15 protein-coding genes are annotated in these 14,989 nt (G+C 71.4%); 10 read left to right on the forward strand and 5 right to left on the reverse strand.

What is annotated here, in order from left to right; genetic code table 11:
- Entirely contained in the window at window positions 1-996 is a 996-nt protein-coding gene (locus JSQ78_RS10410) for a hypothetical protein (RefSeq protein WP_211447417.1), read from the forward strand.
- Between the two features lie 220 nt (window positions 997-1,216).
- Here JSQ78_RS10410 and ocd read toward each other — a convergent pair whose 3' ends face one another.
- The 4 genes from ocd to JSQ78_RS10430 all read right to left on the reverse strand — a co-directional run bounded on the left by ocd (window position 1,217) and on the right by JSQ78_RS10430 (window position 5,815).
- Window positions 1,217-2,242, reverse strand: a complete 1,026-nt coding sequence (gene ocd, locus JSQ78_RS10415) for an ornithine cyclodeaminase (RefSeq protein ID WP_211447418.1) — start codon at window positions 2,240-2,242, stop codon at window positions 1,217-1,219.
- A 26-nt stretch (window positions 2,243-2,268) separates the two neighbouring features.
- Window positions 2,269-3,519 (reverse strand): M24 family metallopeptidase, encoded by a 1,251-nt coding sequence (locus tag JSQ78_RS10420; RefSeq protein ID WP_211447419.1) that lies wholly within the window; start codon window positions 3,517-3,519, stop codon window positions 2,269-2,271.
- Window positions 3,516-4,808: an MFS transporter gene (locus tag JSQ78_RS10425; protein WP_211447420.1), complete on the reverse strand. Its 1,293-nt coding sequence runs from the start codon at window positions 4,806-4,808 to the stop codon at window positions 3,516-3,518. Before JSQ78_RS10425 ends, JSQ78_RS10420 begins: the two co-directional genes overlap by 4 nt.
- A gap of 125 nt (window positions 4,809-4,933) precedes the next feature.
- Window positions 4,934-5,815 (reverse strand): LysR family transcriptional regulator, encoded by an 882-nt coding sequence (locus JSQ78_RS10430; RefSeq protein WP_211447421.1) that lies wholly within the window; start codon window positions 5,813-5,815, stop codon window positions 4,934-4,936.
- Between the two features lie 270 nt (window positions 5,816-6,085).
- Here JSQ78_RS10430 and JSQ78_RS10435 point away from each other — a divergent pair, with 270 nt between their 5' ends.
- Both JSQ78_RS10435 and JSQ78_RS10440 read left to right on the forward strand, forming a co-directional pair.
- A complete protein-coding gene (locus tag JSQ78_RS10435) occupies window positions 6,086-6,340 on the forward strand; it encodes an addiction module protein (protein WP_211447423.1) in 255 nt (84 codons plus the stop codon).
- A complete protein-coding gene (locus JSQ78_RS10440; RefSeq protein ID WP_211447425.1) occupies window positions 6,337-6,654 on the forward strand; it encodes a hypothetical protein in 318 nt (105 codons plus the stop codon). Before JSQ78_RS10435 ends, JSQ78_RS10440 begins: the two co-directional genes overlap by 4 nt.
- Before the next feature lie 38 nt (window positions 6,655-6,692).
- On the opposite strand, the gene JSQ78_RS10445 is transcribed toward JSQ78_RS10440, so the two are convergent.
- Window positions 6,693-8,462: a nuclease-related domain-containing DEAD/DEAH box helicase gene (locus JSQ78_RS10445; protein ID WP_211447427.1), complete on the reverse strand. Its 1,770-nt coding sequence runs from the start codon at window positions 8,460-8,462 to the stop codon at window positions 6,693-6,695.
- 94 nt (window positions 8,463-8,556) lie between these two features.
- Here JSQ78_RS10445 and JSQ78_RS10450 point away from each other — a divergent pair, with 94 nt between their 5' ends.
- The 7 genes from JSQ78_RS10450 to JSQ78_RS10480 all read left to right on the forward strand — a co-directional run bounded on the left by JSQ78_RS10450 (window position 8,557) and on the right by JSQ78_RS10480 (window position 14,916).
- Window positions 8,557-9,453, forward strand: a complete 897-nt coding sequence (locus JSQ78_RS10450; protein WP_211447428.1) for a LysR family transcriptional regulator — start codon at window positions 8,557-8,559, stop codon at window positions 9,451-9,453.
- A 108-nt stretch (window positions 9,454-9,561) separates the two neighbouring features.
- Window positions 9,562-10,860 (forward strand): aminotransferase family protein, encoded by a 1,299-nt coding sequence (locus JSQ78_RS10455; RefSeq protein WP_211447429.1) that lies wholly within the window; start codon window positions 9,562-9,564, stop codon window positions 10,858-10,860.
- On the forward strand, window positions 10,857-12,335 hold the full coding sequence (locus JSQ78_RS10460) for an NAD-dependent succinate-semialdehyde dehydrogenase (protein ID WP_211447430.1): 1,479 nt from the start codon (window positions 10,857-10,859) through the stop codon (window positions 12,333-12,335). The genes JSQ78_RS10455 and JSQ78_RS10460 overlap by 4 nt, the downstream gene beginning before the upstream one ends.
- Window positions 12,336-12,354: 19 nt before the next feature.
- The gene (gene ald / locus JSQ78_RS10465; protein WP_211447431.1) at window positions 12,355-13,476 is read left to right on the forward strand and encodes an alanine dehydrogenase; all 1,122 of its coding nucleotides are present in this window, start codon (window positions 12,355-12,357) and stop codon (window positions 13,474-13,476) included.
- A gap of 87 nt (window positions 13,477-13,563) precedes the next feature.
- Window positions 13,564-13,767, forward strand: coding sequence for a hypothetical protein (locus JSQ78_RS10470; RefSeq protein WP_211447432.1), 204 nt, complete (start codon window positions 13,564-13,566; stop codon window positions 13,765-13,767).
- 88 nt (window positions 13,768-13,855) lie between these two features.
- A complete protein-coding gene (locus JSQ78_RS10475; protein WP_211447433.1) occupies window positions 13,856-14,449 on the forward strand; it encodes a helix-turn-helix domain-containing protein in 594 nt (197 codons plus the stop codon).
- 65 nt (window positions 14,450-14,514) lie between these two features.
- Window positions 14,515-14,916, forward strand: a complete 402-nt coding sequence (locus JSQ78_RS10480; protein WP_211447435.1) for a hypothetical protein — start codon at window positions 14,515-14,517, stop codon at window positions 14,914-14,916.
- The last annotated feature ends 73 nt before the right edge of the window (window positions 14,917-14,989 follow it).

The following is a 14,989-nucleotide window of genomic DNA, read 5'->3' on the forward strand; positions in this document are numbered from 1 at the left end:
ATGGATTGGCGCCGAAGCGAACCGAGCTTCTCCGATCCGAAACTCTTCATGGGCCGCCGCGGACCCAAGGGATTCCAGTTCGGGCGAGTTCAGATTGCGCCCGACGTCAAGTCAGAACTCACAGAGCTCGTCGCAAACGCCAGCAGTCGACTGCGTGAAGGCGAGGGCGTCCGGTACTCCGATACCCGCTTGCTTGAGGAGCATGAACACATGCGCGCTTCGTGGGAAGACATCCTGGGGCCGGATGACTCTAGCGCGGATTCGCTGGATGGCCGCAGCCACGCATCTCCCGCGGCGCATGGCGCTCTCTCGCACAGTGCGTCTTTGCCGACCGGGTTGGCGCAGCTCGACGAGTTTGCCCACTACGTCAGCTTGGACGACCTGCGGACGATTCCCTTCACGTTCTATGCTGTGCTGGTCACCGCCGACGATGGTTCGTCCTGGGTGTTCGTCCGCAGAGTCCGCGGGTTCAGGGTGGCTAAACCGGGTCGCATGCTGTTCAGATATGGGGACGCCCTCGCGAAGTTCGAGGAGCCCCTGTTCCGCATCGAGTACGACTTTGATTTCGTTGTCCGGGGCGAGGAACTGGCTGTCTGGCGACCAGACGACCTGCTTGCCTTGCTGACTGACACAGAAGCGATGGCACGAGCTGTCCCGGCGTATGTGAGCAACATCGAGAGCGCCATCTCCGCTCGGCTAACGCAATCAACCATCGAGTTCGTGAAGACGCGCGGTGCATCAGGAACCCGAGCCGCCCAACAGCTTCGTCGGTTGTCCCGAGCGAACTGGCTGGCAGAGGTCACGGAAGCGGCGCTCGAGATCGCAGTCTCCGATGTGTCAGAAGTCGCTCCTGGAATCCGCGCGACGCCACAAGGACTCGAGGTCCCGGAAGCTGACATCCCGATCTTCCTCAACGTACTGGAACAGCGCGTGTGGCGCGGAGCCTTCGATCGCGAGGTGAGACAGGCTCAAGCGTTCTCGACTGTTCGCGAGTAGGCCACGATCGCCAGTAGCGGGCGAGGTACGGAGAAGTGACCAGCGTGCATCGCGCGGCGCGCTGAGCTTCGAGTCCCGGGTGCGGAGCAAGTCGTCTGACCGCGGTCGCCGTCGGCCCGCGGAGCGCGGTCTCCTGGGCATTGCCCCGGTTCGCCATAGACTCATTCTTGTGGCGAACGGGGCCCAACTGCCAGTGACTCTTAGACGAGGCCAGTGACTCTTAGACGAGGACGGGCGCGCCGATCATCCCGTAGAGGTCCTTCGGGTCCTCGGGCTCTGCGATGAGGTCGATCGGCTCCGAGAAGCGCGTCGTCGCGGTCGCCCTCTGCACGTAGCGGAGCGCCGTGAAGTCCTCGATCGCGAAGCCGACCGAGTCGAAGACCGTCACCTGCTCGCTCGAGGTGCGCCCCGCATCCGCCCCCGTGATGACGCGCCAGAGCTCGGTGACGGGCGAGTCGGCAGGCAGCAGCTGGATCTCGCCCTCGATGCGCGTCTGCGGCTCGTGCTCGACGAAGACGCTGTGGCGGCGCACGATCTCAAGATCGAGCTCGGTCTTGCCAGGGCAGTCGCCGCCGATCGCGTTGAGATGCGCGCCGGCCGGCACCTCGTCGACGCGCAGCACCGTCGCGTTCTGCTTGTCGGCCGTGCACGTCGTGATGACGTCGGCGTCGCGCACGGCGTCGGCGGCGGATGCCTCGATCGAGACCTCGAAGCCGAGATGGCGGAGGTGCCGAGCCGCGGTCTCCGCGGTCGGGCCGTCGACGTCGAAGAGGCGCAGCCGCGTGACGCCCGGCAGCTGCGAGCGCACGGCCAGCGCTTGGAAGACCGCTTGCGAGCCGGCGCCGATCATGCCCATCCGGGTGCTGTCGTGCCGGGCGAGGTGCTTCGCCGCGAGGCCCGACACCGCCGCGGTGCGGAGCGCCGTGAGGATCGTCATCTCCGACAGGAACGTGGGGTAGCCGGTCATGACGTCGGCGAGCACGCCGAACGCCGTGACGGTCTGGAAGCCGCGCGACGGGTTCGACGGGTGACCGTTGACGTACTTGAAGCCGTAGGCGGTGCCGTCGCTCGTCGGCATGAGCTCGATGACGCCGAGCGGCGAGTGGCTCGCGACGCGCGGCTCCCGCTCGAACTGCTCCCAGCGGCGGAAGTCGGTTTCGAGCTCGTCGACGAGGTCGGCGATGATGCGCTCGGGACCCGTCTCGCGGATCCACGCGCGCATGTTGGCGACGCTGACGAAGCGCATCCTGCTCCTCTCCTTGCCTCTGCTGGCTAGCGGCGCGGCTCGACGACCGCGAGGTCGTGCGGCAGCGTGTGCAGCAGCTCGGCGCCGTGCTCGCGGATGACGACGAGGTCCTCGATCATGATCGCGCCGACGTCCGGCGTGTAGGTCGGCACCTCGACCGCGAAGACCATGCCGACCTCGACCGGCACGTCGCACGCGGGCCCGATGAACGGCGGCTCCTCGTGGAAGGTGTCGATGCCGATCGAGTGACCGACGTGGCCGCGGTTGAACGTCGGGTAGCCGTGGCTGTGCACGTGGCCGATCGCGTTCACGAAGGCGTCGCCGATGCGCGCGCCGGGCACGAGGGAGTCGCGGGCGATGCGCTGCGCCTCGGCGAGCACGTCGTAGAGCCGCTGCGCCTCGGCGCTCGGCTGCCCGAACGCGAACGTGCGGCCGCCGTCGCTGCGGTAGCCGAGCACGGTCGTGCCGCAGTCGAACTTCACGAGGTCGCCCTCCTGCAGGCCGCCGGCGGTCGCGCCGTAGCCTGCGGAGGTCGTGCCGCCGATCGTCGGCAGCACCCAGTTGTCGGTGTAGCCGGCGAAGCGGGGCTCGCCCATCGCGGCCTGCGCGACCGAGAGCTGGTAGGCGGCGCGGATGTCGCCCGCCGTCATGCCTTCGCGCGCGAGCTCCATCGCGCCCACCATGCCGCGCTCCGAGAGCTCGACGGCGGTGCGCAGCCGCTCGACCTCCCACTCCTGCTTGATGAGTCGCACCTCGTAGACGTCGTCGGTGAAGTCGACCCACTCGACGCCGGGCGCGGCGCGCTGCAGCCGCTGCCACGTGTCGATGGTCATGTGGGGGAGGTCGGTGGCCACCCGGCCCGCGTCCATGCCCAGGTCGCGCAGCGCATCCGTCGTGATCCGGTCGAGCTCGGCCGCGTCCCACTGCTCGGGGCGCTGCGCGACGGGCGCGGAGGGCTGCCCCATCTGCTCGGCGGTCGAGAGGTCGACCCAGAGCCGGTAGGTGCGCAGGTCGACGCCCGGCGCGGCCGCGGCGGCCGTCTTCTCCTCGAAGTCGCCGAGCATGAGCGTCACGGGCTTGGCCTCGTCGGCCGGCACGAACGCGAGCACGGTGCCGTGCAGCCGCCACCACTCCGAGACGAAGTAGCTGCGGAAGCCCGTCGCGTAGAAGAGGTTCGAGGGCGTGAAGGCGACGTAGCCGGCGAGGCCGCGCGCCTGCAGGCGGGCGCGGATCTGCGCGATGGCGTGATCGGTGGATGCGTCGGTCAGGGTGGTCATGCGAGCTCCTTCCGCGTCGTCTCGCGCGCGAGCAGCGACGCGACGACGGCGATGACGGCGGTGATGGCGACGTAGACGCTCACCGAGAACGTGCTGCCGAACGTCTGCGTCAGCAGGGTGGCGAGGAACGGCGCGAGCGCACCGCCCGCGATGCCGGCGACCTGGTAGCCGAAGCTCGAGCCGGTCGAGCGCACCTTGGTCGGGAACATCTCGGTGATGAACGCCGCCATCGGGCCGTACATGATGCCCTGCGCGGCGATGCCGGTCGCGATCGCGACGACCGCGAGCGCGGCGTTCGCGGTGTCGATGAGCGGCCAGGCGATGAACGCCCACACGCCCACTGCGATCGCGCCTGCCATGTAGACGGGGCGGCGGCCGACGCGGTCGGAGATGTGCGCGCTCACCGGGATGACGACGAACTGCGCGAGGCAGCCGACGATGACGCCGGTGAGGCCGACGCTCGCGGGCATGTCGAGGTTGCCGGTGATGTAGGAGAGGGCGAAGACGGCGAACACGTAGTAGGAGACGTCGCTCGCGATGCGCAGGCCGATCGTGAGCAGCACCTGCCGCCAGTGGCCGCGCAGCATCGTGCGCAGCGGCGTCTTCTCGCGCTCGCCCGCGTCGAACAGCGGCGACTCGGCGACGGTCGCGCGGATCCAGAAGCTCAGCAGCACGAGCACGGCGCTCGCGAGGAACGGCACGCGCCAGCCCCACGCGATGAACGCCTCCTCCGAGAGCGTCGACTCCATGACGAAGAGCGCGGCGACGGCGAGCAGGTTGCCGGCGGGCACGCCGAGCTGCATCCACGAGGCGATGAGGCCGCGGCCGCTCGCGCGGCCGGCGCCGTCGGCGTGCTCGGCCGAGAGGGTGGCCGCGCCGCCCCACTCGCCGCCGAGGCCGAGGCCCTGCACGATGCGCAGCAGCACGAGCAGCACCGGCGCCCAGAAGCCGATCGTGTCGAAGCCGGGCACGCAGCCGATGAGGAACGTGCCGATGCCCATCACGAGCAGCGTCGCGATGAGCACGTTCTTGCGGCCGATGACGTCACCGAGCGCGCCGAAGACGATGCCGCCGAGCGGCCGCACGACGAACGCGACGCCGTAGGTCATGAACGACAGCAGCAGGCCGATGCCGGGCTCCGACTCGGGGAAGAACACCTGCGGGAAGACGAGCGCGGCGGCGGAGCCGAAGAGGAAGAAGTCGTACCACTCGATGCTCGTGCCGGCGAACGTGGAGAGCACGACCCGGCGCAGCGAGGAGCGCTCCGGGCGTTCGGTCGTGGTGCTCACGGGAGGCCTTTCGTCGATGGAAGGTGCTCGCACGCTAGCGGCGCGCTTCGTGCACCGTCCAATATCGGATCGAGCCGCTTCGATGCCTGGCGGGAATCAGGCGACGGCGGATGCGTGTGGTCGCGTCAGCGCTCGATCGGCACGGCGGGCAGGTGCTCGAGCACGCGTCGCGCGGCGAGCGGCACCATGCCGGGGTTGCTCGCGACGGCGAGCTGCAGCGGTGCCGGCCGGTCGAGCGGCACGTAGGCGACGCCCGGGATCGCGACGCGCTCGGCCGACGCGGGGACGATGCTCACGCCGATGCCGAGCGCGACCTGGCCGAGGATCGTCGTGACGTGGGCGGCGCTGCGCACCGGCTCGAACTCGATGCCGGCGTCGCCGAAGAGCCCGGCGACGCGATCCCAGTAGCCGATGCCCGCGGATCGCGGGAAGAGGATGAGCGGATGCTCGGCGAGCTCCGCGACCGAGACCGCCGACAGCTCTGAGAGGCGGCTCGTGTCGGGCACCGCGGCGACGAACTGCTCGACCCAGACGGTCTCGACGCGCAGCCCGTCGGCGATCGGAGGGCGCACGAAGCCGAGCTGCATCTCTCCGACGCGCAGCGCATCCACGAGCTCCGGCGTCTCGAGCTCGTCGACCTGGAGCGTCACGCCGGGCAGCGCCTCGCGCACCGGCGCGAGCAATCGGGGGAGCGCCTCGTAGAACGCGGAGCCGACCGCGCCGATGCGCACGACGCCGCGCTCGCCGGCGCGCAGCTGCTCGGCGGCGCGCTGCATCGCCCGCCAGCCGCCGAGCATCGTGCGGGCGTGGCCGAGCAGCTCGTGGCCGGCCGGCGTGAGGGCGACGCCGCCGGGGCCGCGGGTGAAGAGATCGGTGCCGAGCTCGGCCTCGATGCGCTGCACGCGCTTCGAGAGCGCCGGCTGCGCGATGCCGAGCCGGAGCGCGGCGCGGTGGAAGTGCAGCTCCTCGGAGAGCACGGCGAGGGCTTCGAGGTCGCGCACATCCATGCGGCCAGTGTGCCGGGCGTTCACGCATCGGACGCGCGGACGGCCGGCGGGTCACCCGTCGATGTGCGGAGTGAGCGTGATCGACACGAGGACGCCGGGCAGCGGGTCGGTCCAGGAGCGCTGCCATGGACGGTCTCGTTGAGGCTGGTCGGCACGGATCACGTGCTGCTGCCATGCGTTGCGGGCACCAGCCGGTCGGCGGACGTGGGGCTATCCACATGTGCCGGATCCGCCTGCGCGGAGCGCTGGGCCGCGGCCTACACTCGGGGCATGACCTTGGCGGAGCTGATCCGAGCGGCGCGTGACCTATCACCCGCTGACCGTGTCAGGCTCGCAGACGAGGTCATGGCTGATCTCGAAGAGAACGCTGAGGACAGCACGCGGGTGGATGACGCTTGGCACGCAGAGCTCCGCCTCCGCATCGCGGAGGTCGAGGACTCTCGAGTCGAGCTCGTCGACGGACGCGAGACGATGCGGCTCGCCCGCGCGCGGATCGCTTCGCGTCGTGCGCAAGCGGACATGTGACGCTGTCCGACTGGAGCGAGCATCCTGCGGCGCGCGCCGAGCTGCTCGCGGCTGCGGATCGACTGCCGATCGATGCCGCCTCCATGCTGATCGACGCCGCCGAAGGCGCGGTGGAAGACGTGCTCGCTCGCCCCGACGCTTGGCCCGCCCTCGCGACCGCGGGGACGAACGCGACGATTCGGCGACGCAGCATCAGGCCGTTCCGCATGAGCGTCGTCTACGTCGTCGCCCACCAGCGAGTTCGCGTGCTTGCGTACGCGCACGAGCGGCGCCGGCCGGGCTACTGGGCGAGCAGGGTCCAAGACTTCACCTGAACGACGTGGCCGGCATCATCTCGTCGGCCTTCCACCGCTCAGTGCTGCAGTGGGGCCCGTCCGGCGATCTCGTCGAGACTCGTGAGCACGACGAGCCGCTCGGTCGCGCGCGTCGCGCCGATGTAGAGGAGGTCGTGCCAGCGCGCGCTCGTGCCGTCGACGTCCGTCAGCACGACCGCGGGCGCCTCGAGCCCCTTGAACGCGTGGACGGTGCCCCACGGGGTGCCGTTCGCGTCACCGTCGTGGCTCGCCAGCGCATCCGCCACCGCGCCCGCGGCACGGCTCGCCGCCGACGCCCGCCGAGGGGAGAGGATGAGGATCTCGCGCGGATCCCAGCCGTCGTCCCACAGCGCCATGAGCGCGCTCGCGAGCTGCTCCTGCTGCTCGGCCTCGGTGCGGTAGCGCAGGATCGTGAGCGGAAGGTCGTCGGGCTCCTCCTCGGTGTCACGGTCGAAGCCGATGTAGAGCTCGTCGTCGAGCAGCTCTTCGATGAGCGCGGCGAGCTGCGGGGTCTGGCGCACGTTGGTCGTGAGGGTCATGGTGGCGGTGTCGGGGATGCGGTCGGTGATGGGGCTCGGTCTCGATACGCCCGACTGCGTCGGGCTACTCGACCCACGGTCGGGTTGCGTCGGGCTACTCGACCCACGGGTGGGTTGCGGCGTGTAGATGTCCTGGCGGGTGAAGTCGCCGGCGAGCACGACGCGGGCGCCGGCGAGTCCGCCGACGAGCAGGCTGTCCAGCACGTCGAGCGTCGAGTCGCGCGCGAGGTCCTGCGCCTCGTCGGCGATGAGGCTCGTGAACGGCGGCTCGAAGCCCGGTGCGCGCGTGACGGCGAGCACGGCGTCGGGCAGCGTGCCGTTCCACCAGTCGTCGCCCGCGTCGTCCGGCGGGGTGAGGCCGGCGAACGCGAGCATGAGCTGGTGCACGCGCGCGACCGTCACGTCGTCGCGGTCGCGGAGCCGCCGCTGCAGGTCGGCCTCGAGCCGGCGGTTGAAGCACGTGAGCAGCACGCGCTCGTCGCGGTTCGCGTCGAGCAGGGCCGCGCGCACCGCGACGTTGGTCTTGCCCGTGCCGGCCGGCCCGGTCACGAGCAGCCGCGGGCTCGCGGCGAAGTACTGCAGAGCCCGCTCCTGCCGCTCGGTCGCCTCGCGCAGGTCGCGCTCGCGCTGCTCGCGGCGCTCGTTCATCGCGCTCGCCCACGAGATCGACGGCTGCAGCGCCTCTCGCACCTCGGCGATGTCCTGCTCGTCCGGCCGGCCCGCCTGGTAGGCGGGCACTCGCCGCTCGAGCTCGCGGCGGCCGTGCCGCAGCACGCCGACGATGCTCGTGACGAGCCGGGATGCGTCGAGGTCGGCGCGCGAGAGCGTCGCCTTCGCGGGCACGTCGATGCGCTGCTCGAGCTGCGCCACGAGCTCGCCGCCGCGCATCGGGAACCACACTGCCTGCCAGGTCGGGAAGGGCAGCACGTGCGCTCGCCGCTCGATCCACTTGCGGATGCTGCGCGAGTTGTCCCACACCTGGTCGTAGGGGGAGCGGGGCGTCGGCTCCTGGCCGCCGAGCCGCCAGAGCCCGTCGTCACCGACCTCGACGCGCTCGTGCGACTTCACCTCGACTACGAGCATCCCCTCGCCCGGGATCACGATGACGAAGTCGGCCTCGCCCTCGACCTGCGTCTCGTGGTGGCGGATGGGCAGCCCGTGCCAGACGATCCAGTCGGCGGTGCCGGGGTGGTCGCGGAGCGCCTCGAAGACCTTGAACTCGCCGGGCGGCGTGCCTGGGCGGATCAAGCCGGGGATCATCGTGGCCATGGGCTCAACGTAGTGGGGCGCCGGGCCGACCCTGCGCGCGACGGTCCGCGGCAGTGGAGCGCCCGCGCCCGCGCCCGCGGCATAGGCTTCGACCGTGCTCGACCTCACGCGACTGCTCATGCTGCGGGCAGTGGCACTGCACGGGAGCATCACCGCGGCCGCGCGCGAGCTCTCCTACAGCCACTCCGCGATCTCGCAGCAGCTCTCGCTGCTCGAGCGCGAGACGGGCGCCGTGCTGCTCGAGCGCGTCGGCCGCACCGCGCGGCTGACGCCCGTCGGCCACGCGCTCGTGCAGAACACCGAGGCGGTGCTCGCCGCGCTCGAGCACGCCGAGGCCGAGCTCGCCGCAGCTCGCGAGCAGCCGCGCGGCGTCATCACCGTCGCGGTCTACACCTCGATCGGCCGGATCGTCATGCCGACGGCGCTGCAGCGGCTCGCCGAGGAGCACCCGGGGCTCGACGTGCGGCTGCGCCGCGCCGACCCGGAGGAGGCGGTGCTGCGCCTCGTCTCGCGGCAGGTCGACGCCGTCGTGACCGACACCTTCCCCGGCACGCAGCTGAGCCCGACCGGCGCGATCGAGGCCTCGGTCATCGGTCGCGACCCCGTGCGCGGCTACCTGCCCGAGCGGTTCGCGCACGCGTCGTTCCAGGACATGCGGGGGATGCCGTGGGTCATGGAGCGCCGCGAGGCCCCGTCGACCGCGTGGGCGCTGCGCGTGTGCCGCGAGCTCGGGCTCGAGCCGCTCGTCGCCCACGAGTCCTCCGACCTGCTCTTCCACCTGCGGCTCGTCGAGGCGGGGCTCGCAGCGGCGTTCCTGCCCGATCTCGTCGTCCGGGAGGCGGGCTCCGCACTCGAGCCGAGCCCGCTGCTGCCCGCGAACGAGGAGCGCGACATCCTCTTCCTCGTCCGCCCGGGCGCCGGCGCGCATCCGTGGTTCGGCGTCGTGCGCGACGCGATCGCCGCGGCGCTCGCGGATCGTCAGCAGAGGTGACGATCGATCGTCGGAAAGGGTCGCTGTACCTGACGCTTGACGCGCCCTAGCGTGGAGGTGCGCGCCCGCTCGAGGCGCGCGACCCACGTCTGCGATGAAGGAGATGCGATGACGCTCACCGATGCCCACGCCGCCACCGACACCGCCCGGGTGCTCGACGCGCCCGCGCTGTGGCCGGCCCAGGCGCATGTGCCCTCGATCGTCGGCCGCCAGCTGGTCATCGACCGCGGCGAGGGCTCCTACGTCTTCACGACCGAGGGGCAGCGACTCTTCGACGGCACCGCGGGCCTGTGGCACGCGAACGTCGGCCACGCGCACCCCGAGCTCGCGCGCGCCGCGTTCGAGCAGATGCAGCGGCTCGAGACGTACCACATCTTCGCCCGCTACTCGAACGACAAGGCGCTCGAGCTCGGCGAGCGGCTCGCCGCGCTCGCGCCGATCGACCGCGCCAAGGTCATCCTCAACTCCGGCGGCTCCGACGCGATCGACGTCGCGTGCAAGCTCGCCCGCCGCCACTGGCAGCAGCAGGGCCGCCCGTCGAAGCAGATCATCCTCAGCCGCGAGCACGCGTACCACGGCCTCCACGCCTACGGCACGAGCATCGCGGGCCTGCCCTTCAACCGCGAGGGCTACGGCACCGAGTCGCTCGTGCCCGAGACCGCGCGCGTCTCCTTCGACGACCTCGCGCAGGTCGAGGAGACGATCGAGCGCATCGGGGCCGACAGGATCGCGGCGATCGTCGCCGAGCCCGTGCAGGGCACCGGCGGCGTCAACCCGCCCGAGCCCGGCTACCTCGAGGGCCTGCACCGCCTCGCGCGCGAGCACGACATCCTGCTCGTGCTCGACGAGGTCATCACGGGCTTCGGCCGCACGGGCGAGATGTTCGCCGCCCAGCGCTTCGGCATCGAGCCCGACCTCGTGACCTTCGCGAAGGGCGTCACCTCGGGCTACGCCCCGCTCGGCGGCGTGCTCGTCGCGCCGCGGCTGTGGGAGCCGTTCTACGTGGATGCGCCCGAGACGCCCGTCTTCCGGCACGGCGCCACCTACGCCGGCCACGCGACCGCAGCCGCCGTCGCGCTCGCCAACCTGGACATCCTCGAGCGCGACGGGCTCGTGCCGCGCGTGCGCGAGCTCGAGGAGGTGCTCCGCCGCGAGCTCGACGCGCTCCGGCAGCGGCAGGAGGCCGTCGTCGACGTGCGCGTCGCCGGCTTCCTCGGCGGCATCTCGCTCGACGAGCGGCTCGGCAACGAGCGCGTCGCCGACCGCGCGGTCGACCTCGGGGTCATCACGCGGCCGCTGCGCGGCAACACCCTGCAGCTGAGCCCCCCGTTCATCGTGAGCGACCGCGAGGTCGTCGACTACGTCGCCGCCATCGAGCAGGCGATCATCGAGGAGGCCGGCCGATGAGCACCATCGCGACCGACGCGCTCATCGCGCACGACGCATCCGCCGTCGCCACCGCCGACGCGGTGATCGCGGGCCTCGACCTGCCCGCCGAGGGCATCGGGGTCGACGACCCCGCCACCGGCGAGCGCATCGCGCACATCGCCGACATCGACGTCGACGGCGCCCTGCGGGTCGTCGAGACGGCGGATGCGGCCGGTCGCGCCTGGGCGCGCACGACCCCGCGGGAGCGCGCGAACGTGCTGCACGCGTGGCATGCGCTGCTCGTCGAGCACACCGAGGAGCTCGCGCACCTCATCTCGCGCGAGATGGGGAAGCCGCTCGCGGAGGCGCGCGGCGAGGTGAAGTACGGGAGCGACTTCGTGCGCTGGTACGCCGAGGAGGCCGTGCGCCCCGCGGGCGGGTTCCGCGACGCGCCCGACGGCGGCGCGAGCATCCTCACGCGGCGCGCGCCCGTCGGGCTCTCGGTGCTCATCACGCCGTGGAACTTCCCGCTCGCGATGGCGACGCGGAAGATCGCGCCCGCGCTCGCCGCCGGCTGCGCCGCGGTGGTGAAGCCCGCGACCGCGACGCCGCTCACGACGATCTTCGCCGTGCAGCTCGCGGTGCGGGCCGGCGTGCCGGCCGACCTCGTGCAGGTCGTCACGACCTCGAGCTCGTCGCGCTTCAGCGAGGCGGTGCTCCGCGACCCGCGCGTGCGGAAGGTCTCGTTCACCGGCTCGACCGAGGTCGGGCGCACGCTCATGCGGCTCGCGTCCGACAACGTCCTGCGCTCATCGATGGAGCTCGGCGGCAACGCGCCGTTCCTCGTCTTCGACGACGCCGATCTCGAGCGCGCGATCGACGGCGCGTTCGCGGCGAAGCTGCGCAACGGCGGCCAGTCGTGCATCGGCGCGAACCGCTTCTTCGTGCAGGACGGCATCGCCGACGCCTTCGCGGAGGGACTCGCCGAGCGCTTCCGCCACGTGCGCGTCGGCGGCGGGCTCGGCGCCGGCACCGTGCTCGGCCCGCTCATCGATACCCGTGCGGTCGAGCAGATGGGCGCGTTCACGAGCGACGCCGTCGAGCGCGGCGCTTCGCTCCTCGCGGGCGGCGAGGCGCTCGGCGACGGCCGCTTCTTCGCGCCGACGGTGCTCGACCGGGTGCCGGCCGACGCCGACCTCGCGCGCGAGGAGATCTTCGGCCCGATCGCCGCGATCCAGCGGTTCTCGACCGAGGCGGAGGCGCTCGAGCGGGCGAACGACACCGAGTTCGGCCTCGCCGCCTACGTCTTCACCGAGAGCCTCGACCGCGCGCTCGACGTCGCCGACCGGCTCGAGAGCGGCATCGTCGGCATCAACCAGGGTGTGCCGTCGAACGCGGCAGCGCCGTTCGGCGGCGTCAAGCAGTCCGGCCTCGGCCGCGAGGGCAGCGCCGAGGGCCTCGAGGAGTACCAAGCGGTGCGCTTCTACAACATCGCGCGACGCGCGAGCAGCTGAAGGACGAAAGGACAGGCGGATGCGCATCGCAGTCGTCAAGGAGATCAAGCCCGGTGAGGCGCGGGTCGCGCTCACGCCCGCGGGTGCCGAGGACCTCGTGCGCTCCGGGCACACCGTGCTCGTCGAGCGGGGCGCGGGCGAGCTCGCGGGGTTCCCCGACGAGCAGTACCTCGCCGCGGGTGTCGAGCTCGTCTCGCGCGAGGAGGCGTGGGCGGGAGCGGAGCTGCTCGTCAAGGTGAAGGAGCCGACGCCTGCGGAGTACGCCTTCCTGCGCGACGACCTCGCGCTCTTCACCTACCTGCACCTCGCGGCCGACCGGCCGCTCACCGAGGCGCTGCTCGAGTCGGGCACGCTCGGCATCGCCTACGAGACCGTGAGCGACGGCGGCAGCCTGCCGCTGCTCGCGCCCATGAGCGAGATCGCCGGCAGCCTCGCGGCGCACGCCGCCGCCGCGCATCTCATGCGGCCCGCGGGCGGCCCGGGCGTGCTGCTCGGCGGCGCCCCGGGCGTCGCGCCGGCGCGGGTGCTGATCATCGGCGGCGGCGCCGTCGGCACGCACGCCGCGCAGCTCGCCCTCGGCATGCAGGCCGAGGTGACGGTGCTCGAGATGTCGCCCACGCGCATCCGTCAGCTCGACGCGCTGCTGCACGGGCGCGCCCGCGTGCTGATGTCGGACGTCGCGACGCTCGAGGCCGAGCTCGCGCAGGCCGACGTCGTGATCGGCGCGGTGCTCGTGCCGGGCCGCGCGGCGCCGAAGGTCGTCTCGCGCGCGCAGCTCGCGCTGCTGAAGCCGACAGCGCTGCTCATCGACGTCGCGATCGACCAGGGCGGCGCGTTCGAGACGTCGCACGCGACGACGTACGCCGACCCGACCTTCGAGGTCGACGGCATCCGTCACTTCTGCGTCGCCAACATGCCGGGCGCGGTGCCGCAGACCGCGACGCGCGCCCTCTCGAACGCGACGCTGCCGTACATCCACCGCATCGCGCAGCAGGGAGCGGAAGCGGCCATCGCTGCCCACCGCACGCTCGCCGCGGGCGTCAACACGCGAGCCGGCCGCATCGTGCACGCCGGTGTCGCGGAGGCGTTCCCGGACCTGCCCGCCGGGGATGCCGACGACCGGTCGCTCGCGCACGCGTAGTCGAGCGCAACCACCTGACGAGCCGCCCGCGCCGCATGGCGCCGGGCGGCTCGTCCGCTGCGCTCACCGTGCCGATAGCCTCGGCACATGGACGAGTCGACGATCACCCCGGTAGAGCTGTCGCGCGAGCTCGGCATGGATCGCAAGGGCAAGCAGATCCGCGGCTTCCTGCGCAACCCGACCGATGGCGGCGGCCCGTTCGAGGGTCACGAGATCGGCACGGAGTGGCACCTCACGCCAGAGCAGGCCGACCGCATCCGGAAGCACTTCACTCGAACCTCAGCGGACTGAGCGACGTTCCTGTTCAGGGCAAGTCGCCATCGGGCTCGGCGATAGGAGTGCTTGAAAGTCTCTTTAAGCGCAAGATATCATCGCAAATGTGAAATCGTCGGTGCCAACGCTCTCTCCGCTGCTGCGATCGGACACTCAGGGGAGGCTCCTCGCCGAGCTGTATCTGAATCCGGATCGGGAGCGCACAGTCACCGAGCTCGCGGCAGCGGCCGATACCGCGGTCGCCAACGCATCTCGCGAGCTGCGGCGGATGGTTGAGGCGGGATTCCTGCTCGCGCGCACCGTCGGGCGCAGCCGACTCATCAGAGTCAATGACGAGCATCCGCTCTACCGGCCCGTCGCCGAGATCCTTCGCTACGCGTACGGACCGACCGCCGTGCTCGCGCCGCTCCTGCGCGATGTTCCGGGAGTCGATGAGGCGTACATCTACGGGTCGTGGGCCGCCCGGCTCCACGGCGAGACTGGATCCGATCCGCGAGACGTCGATGTGCTGGTCGTCGGTGATGAGATCGATCCCGCGGCGCTCGACACGGCTGCGGAGACTGCGCGGAAGCGCCTCGGTCGCGAGGTGAATCCGCGCGCGGTCTCGCATCGCGCCTGGGGAGACAAGGACGACCTCTTCCTGCGGCATCTGTACGATCGGCCGCTCGTGAGCATCCCGTTGCGCGAGGAGGACGCATGAGTTTCGGGTGGCAGCCGGGGCGAGGCGAAGTCGACGCCCTGCTCGAGGCGAAGCACCTCGAGCGAGTGCCGGCGAATGCCGAGCTTGCACACGCCTACCTCACACAGGCTCGCGCGCACGTCGCGACGTCGAAGGCGAGCATCGAGGCGGATCCGATCGGCTCCTTCCAGCTCGCCTACGACGGCGCACGGAAGGCGCTGGCATCCCTTCTGCTCGTGCAAGGCATCCGTCCGACGGGAGCAGGCGGTCACATCGCCGTCTATGACGCCGTCGACGCTCAGTTCGGCAGGGTCATGGGCACGACGATTCGACCGTTCCCTGGGATGCGGAGACTGCGCAACAGCAGCGAGTACCCGTCGGTGGAGAAGCCGGTCGCGACCGCTGATGACGCTCGCCGCGCGCAAGCGGACGCCGCGGCGATGATCGAAGCCGCAGCCAAGGTCATCGATCGTCTGCCGGTGTACTGACGGTCACCCGGCAGCCACCCGCCAGTAGACTGAGCCCGTCGGGCTCTCCGACGTTCCCTTCCTCTTCTCGCGC

The organism is Agrococcus sp. Marseille-Q4369, assembly GCF_018308945.1.
Classification (GTDB): domain Bacteria; phylum Actinomycetota; class Actinomycetes; order Actinomycetales; family Microbacteriaceae; genus Agrococcus.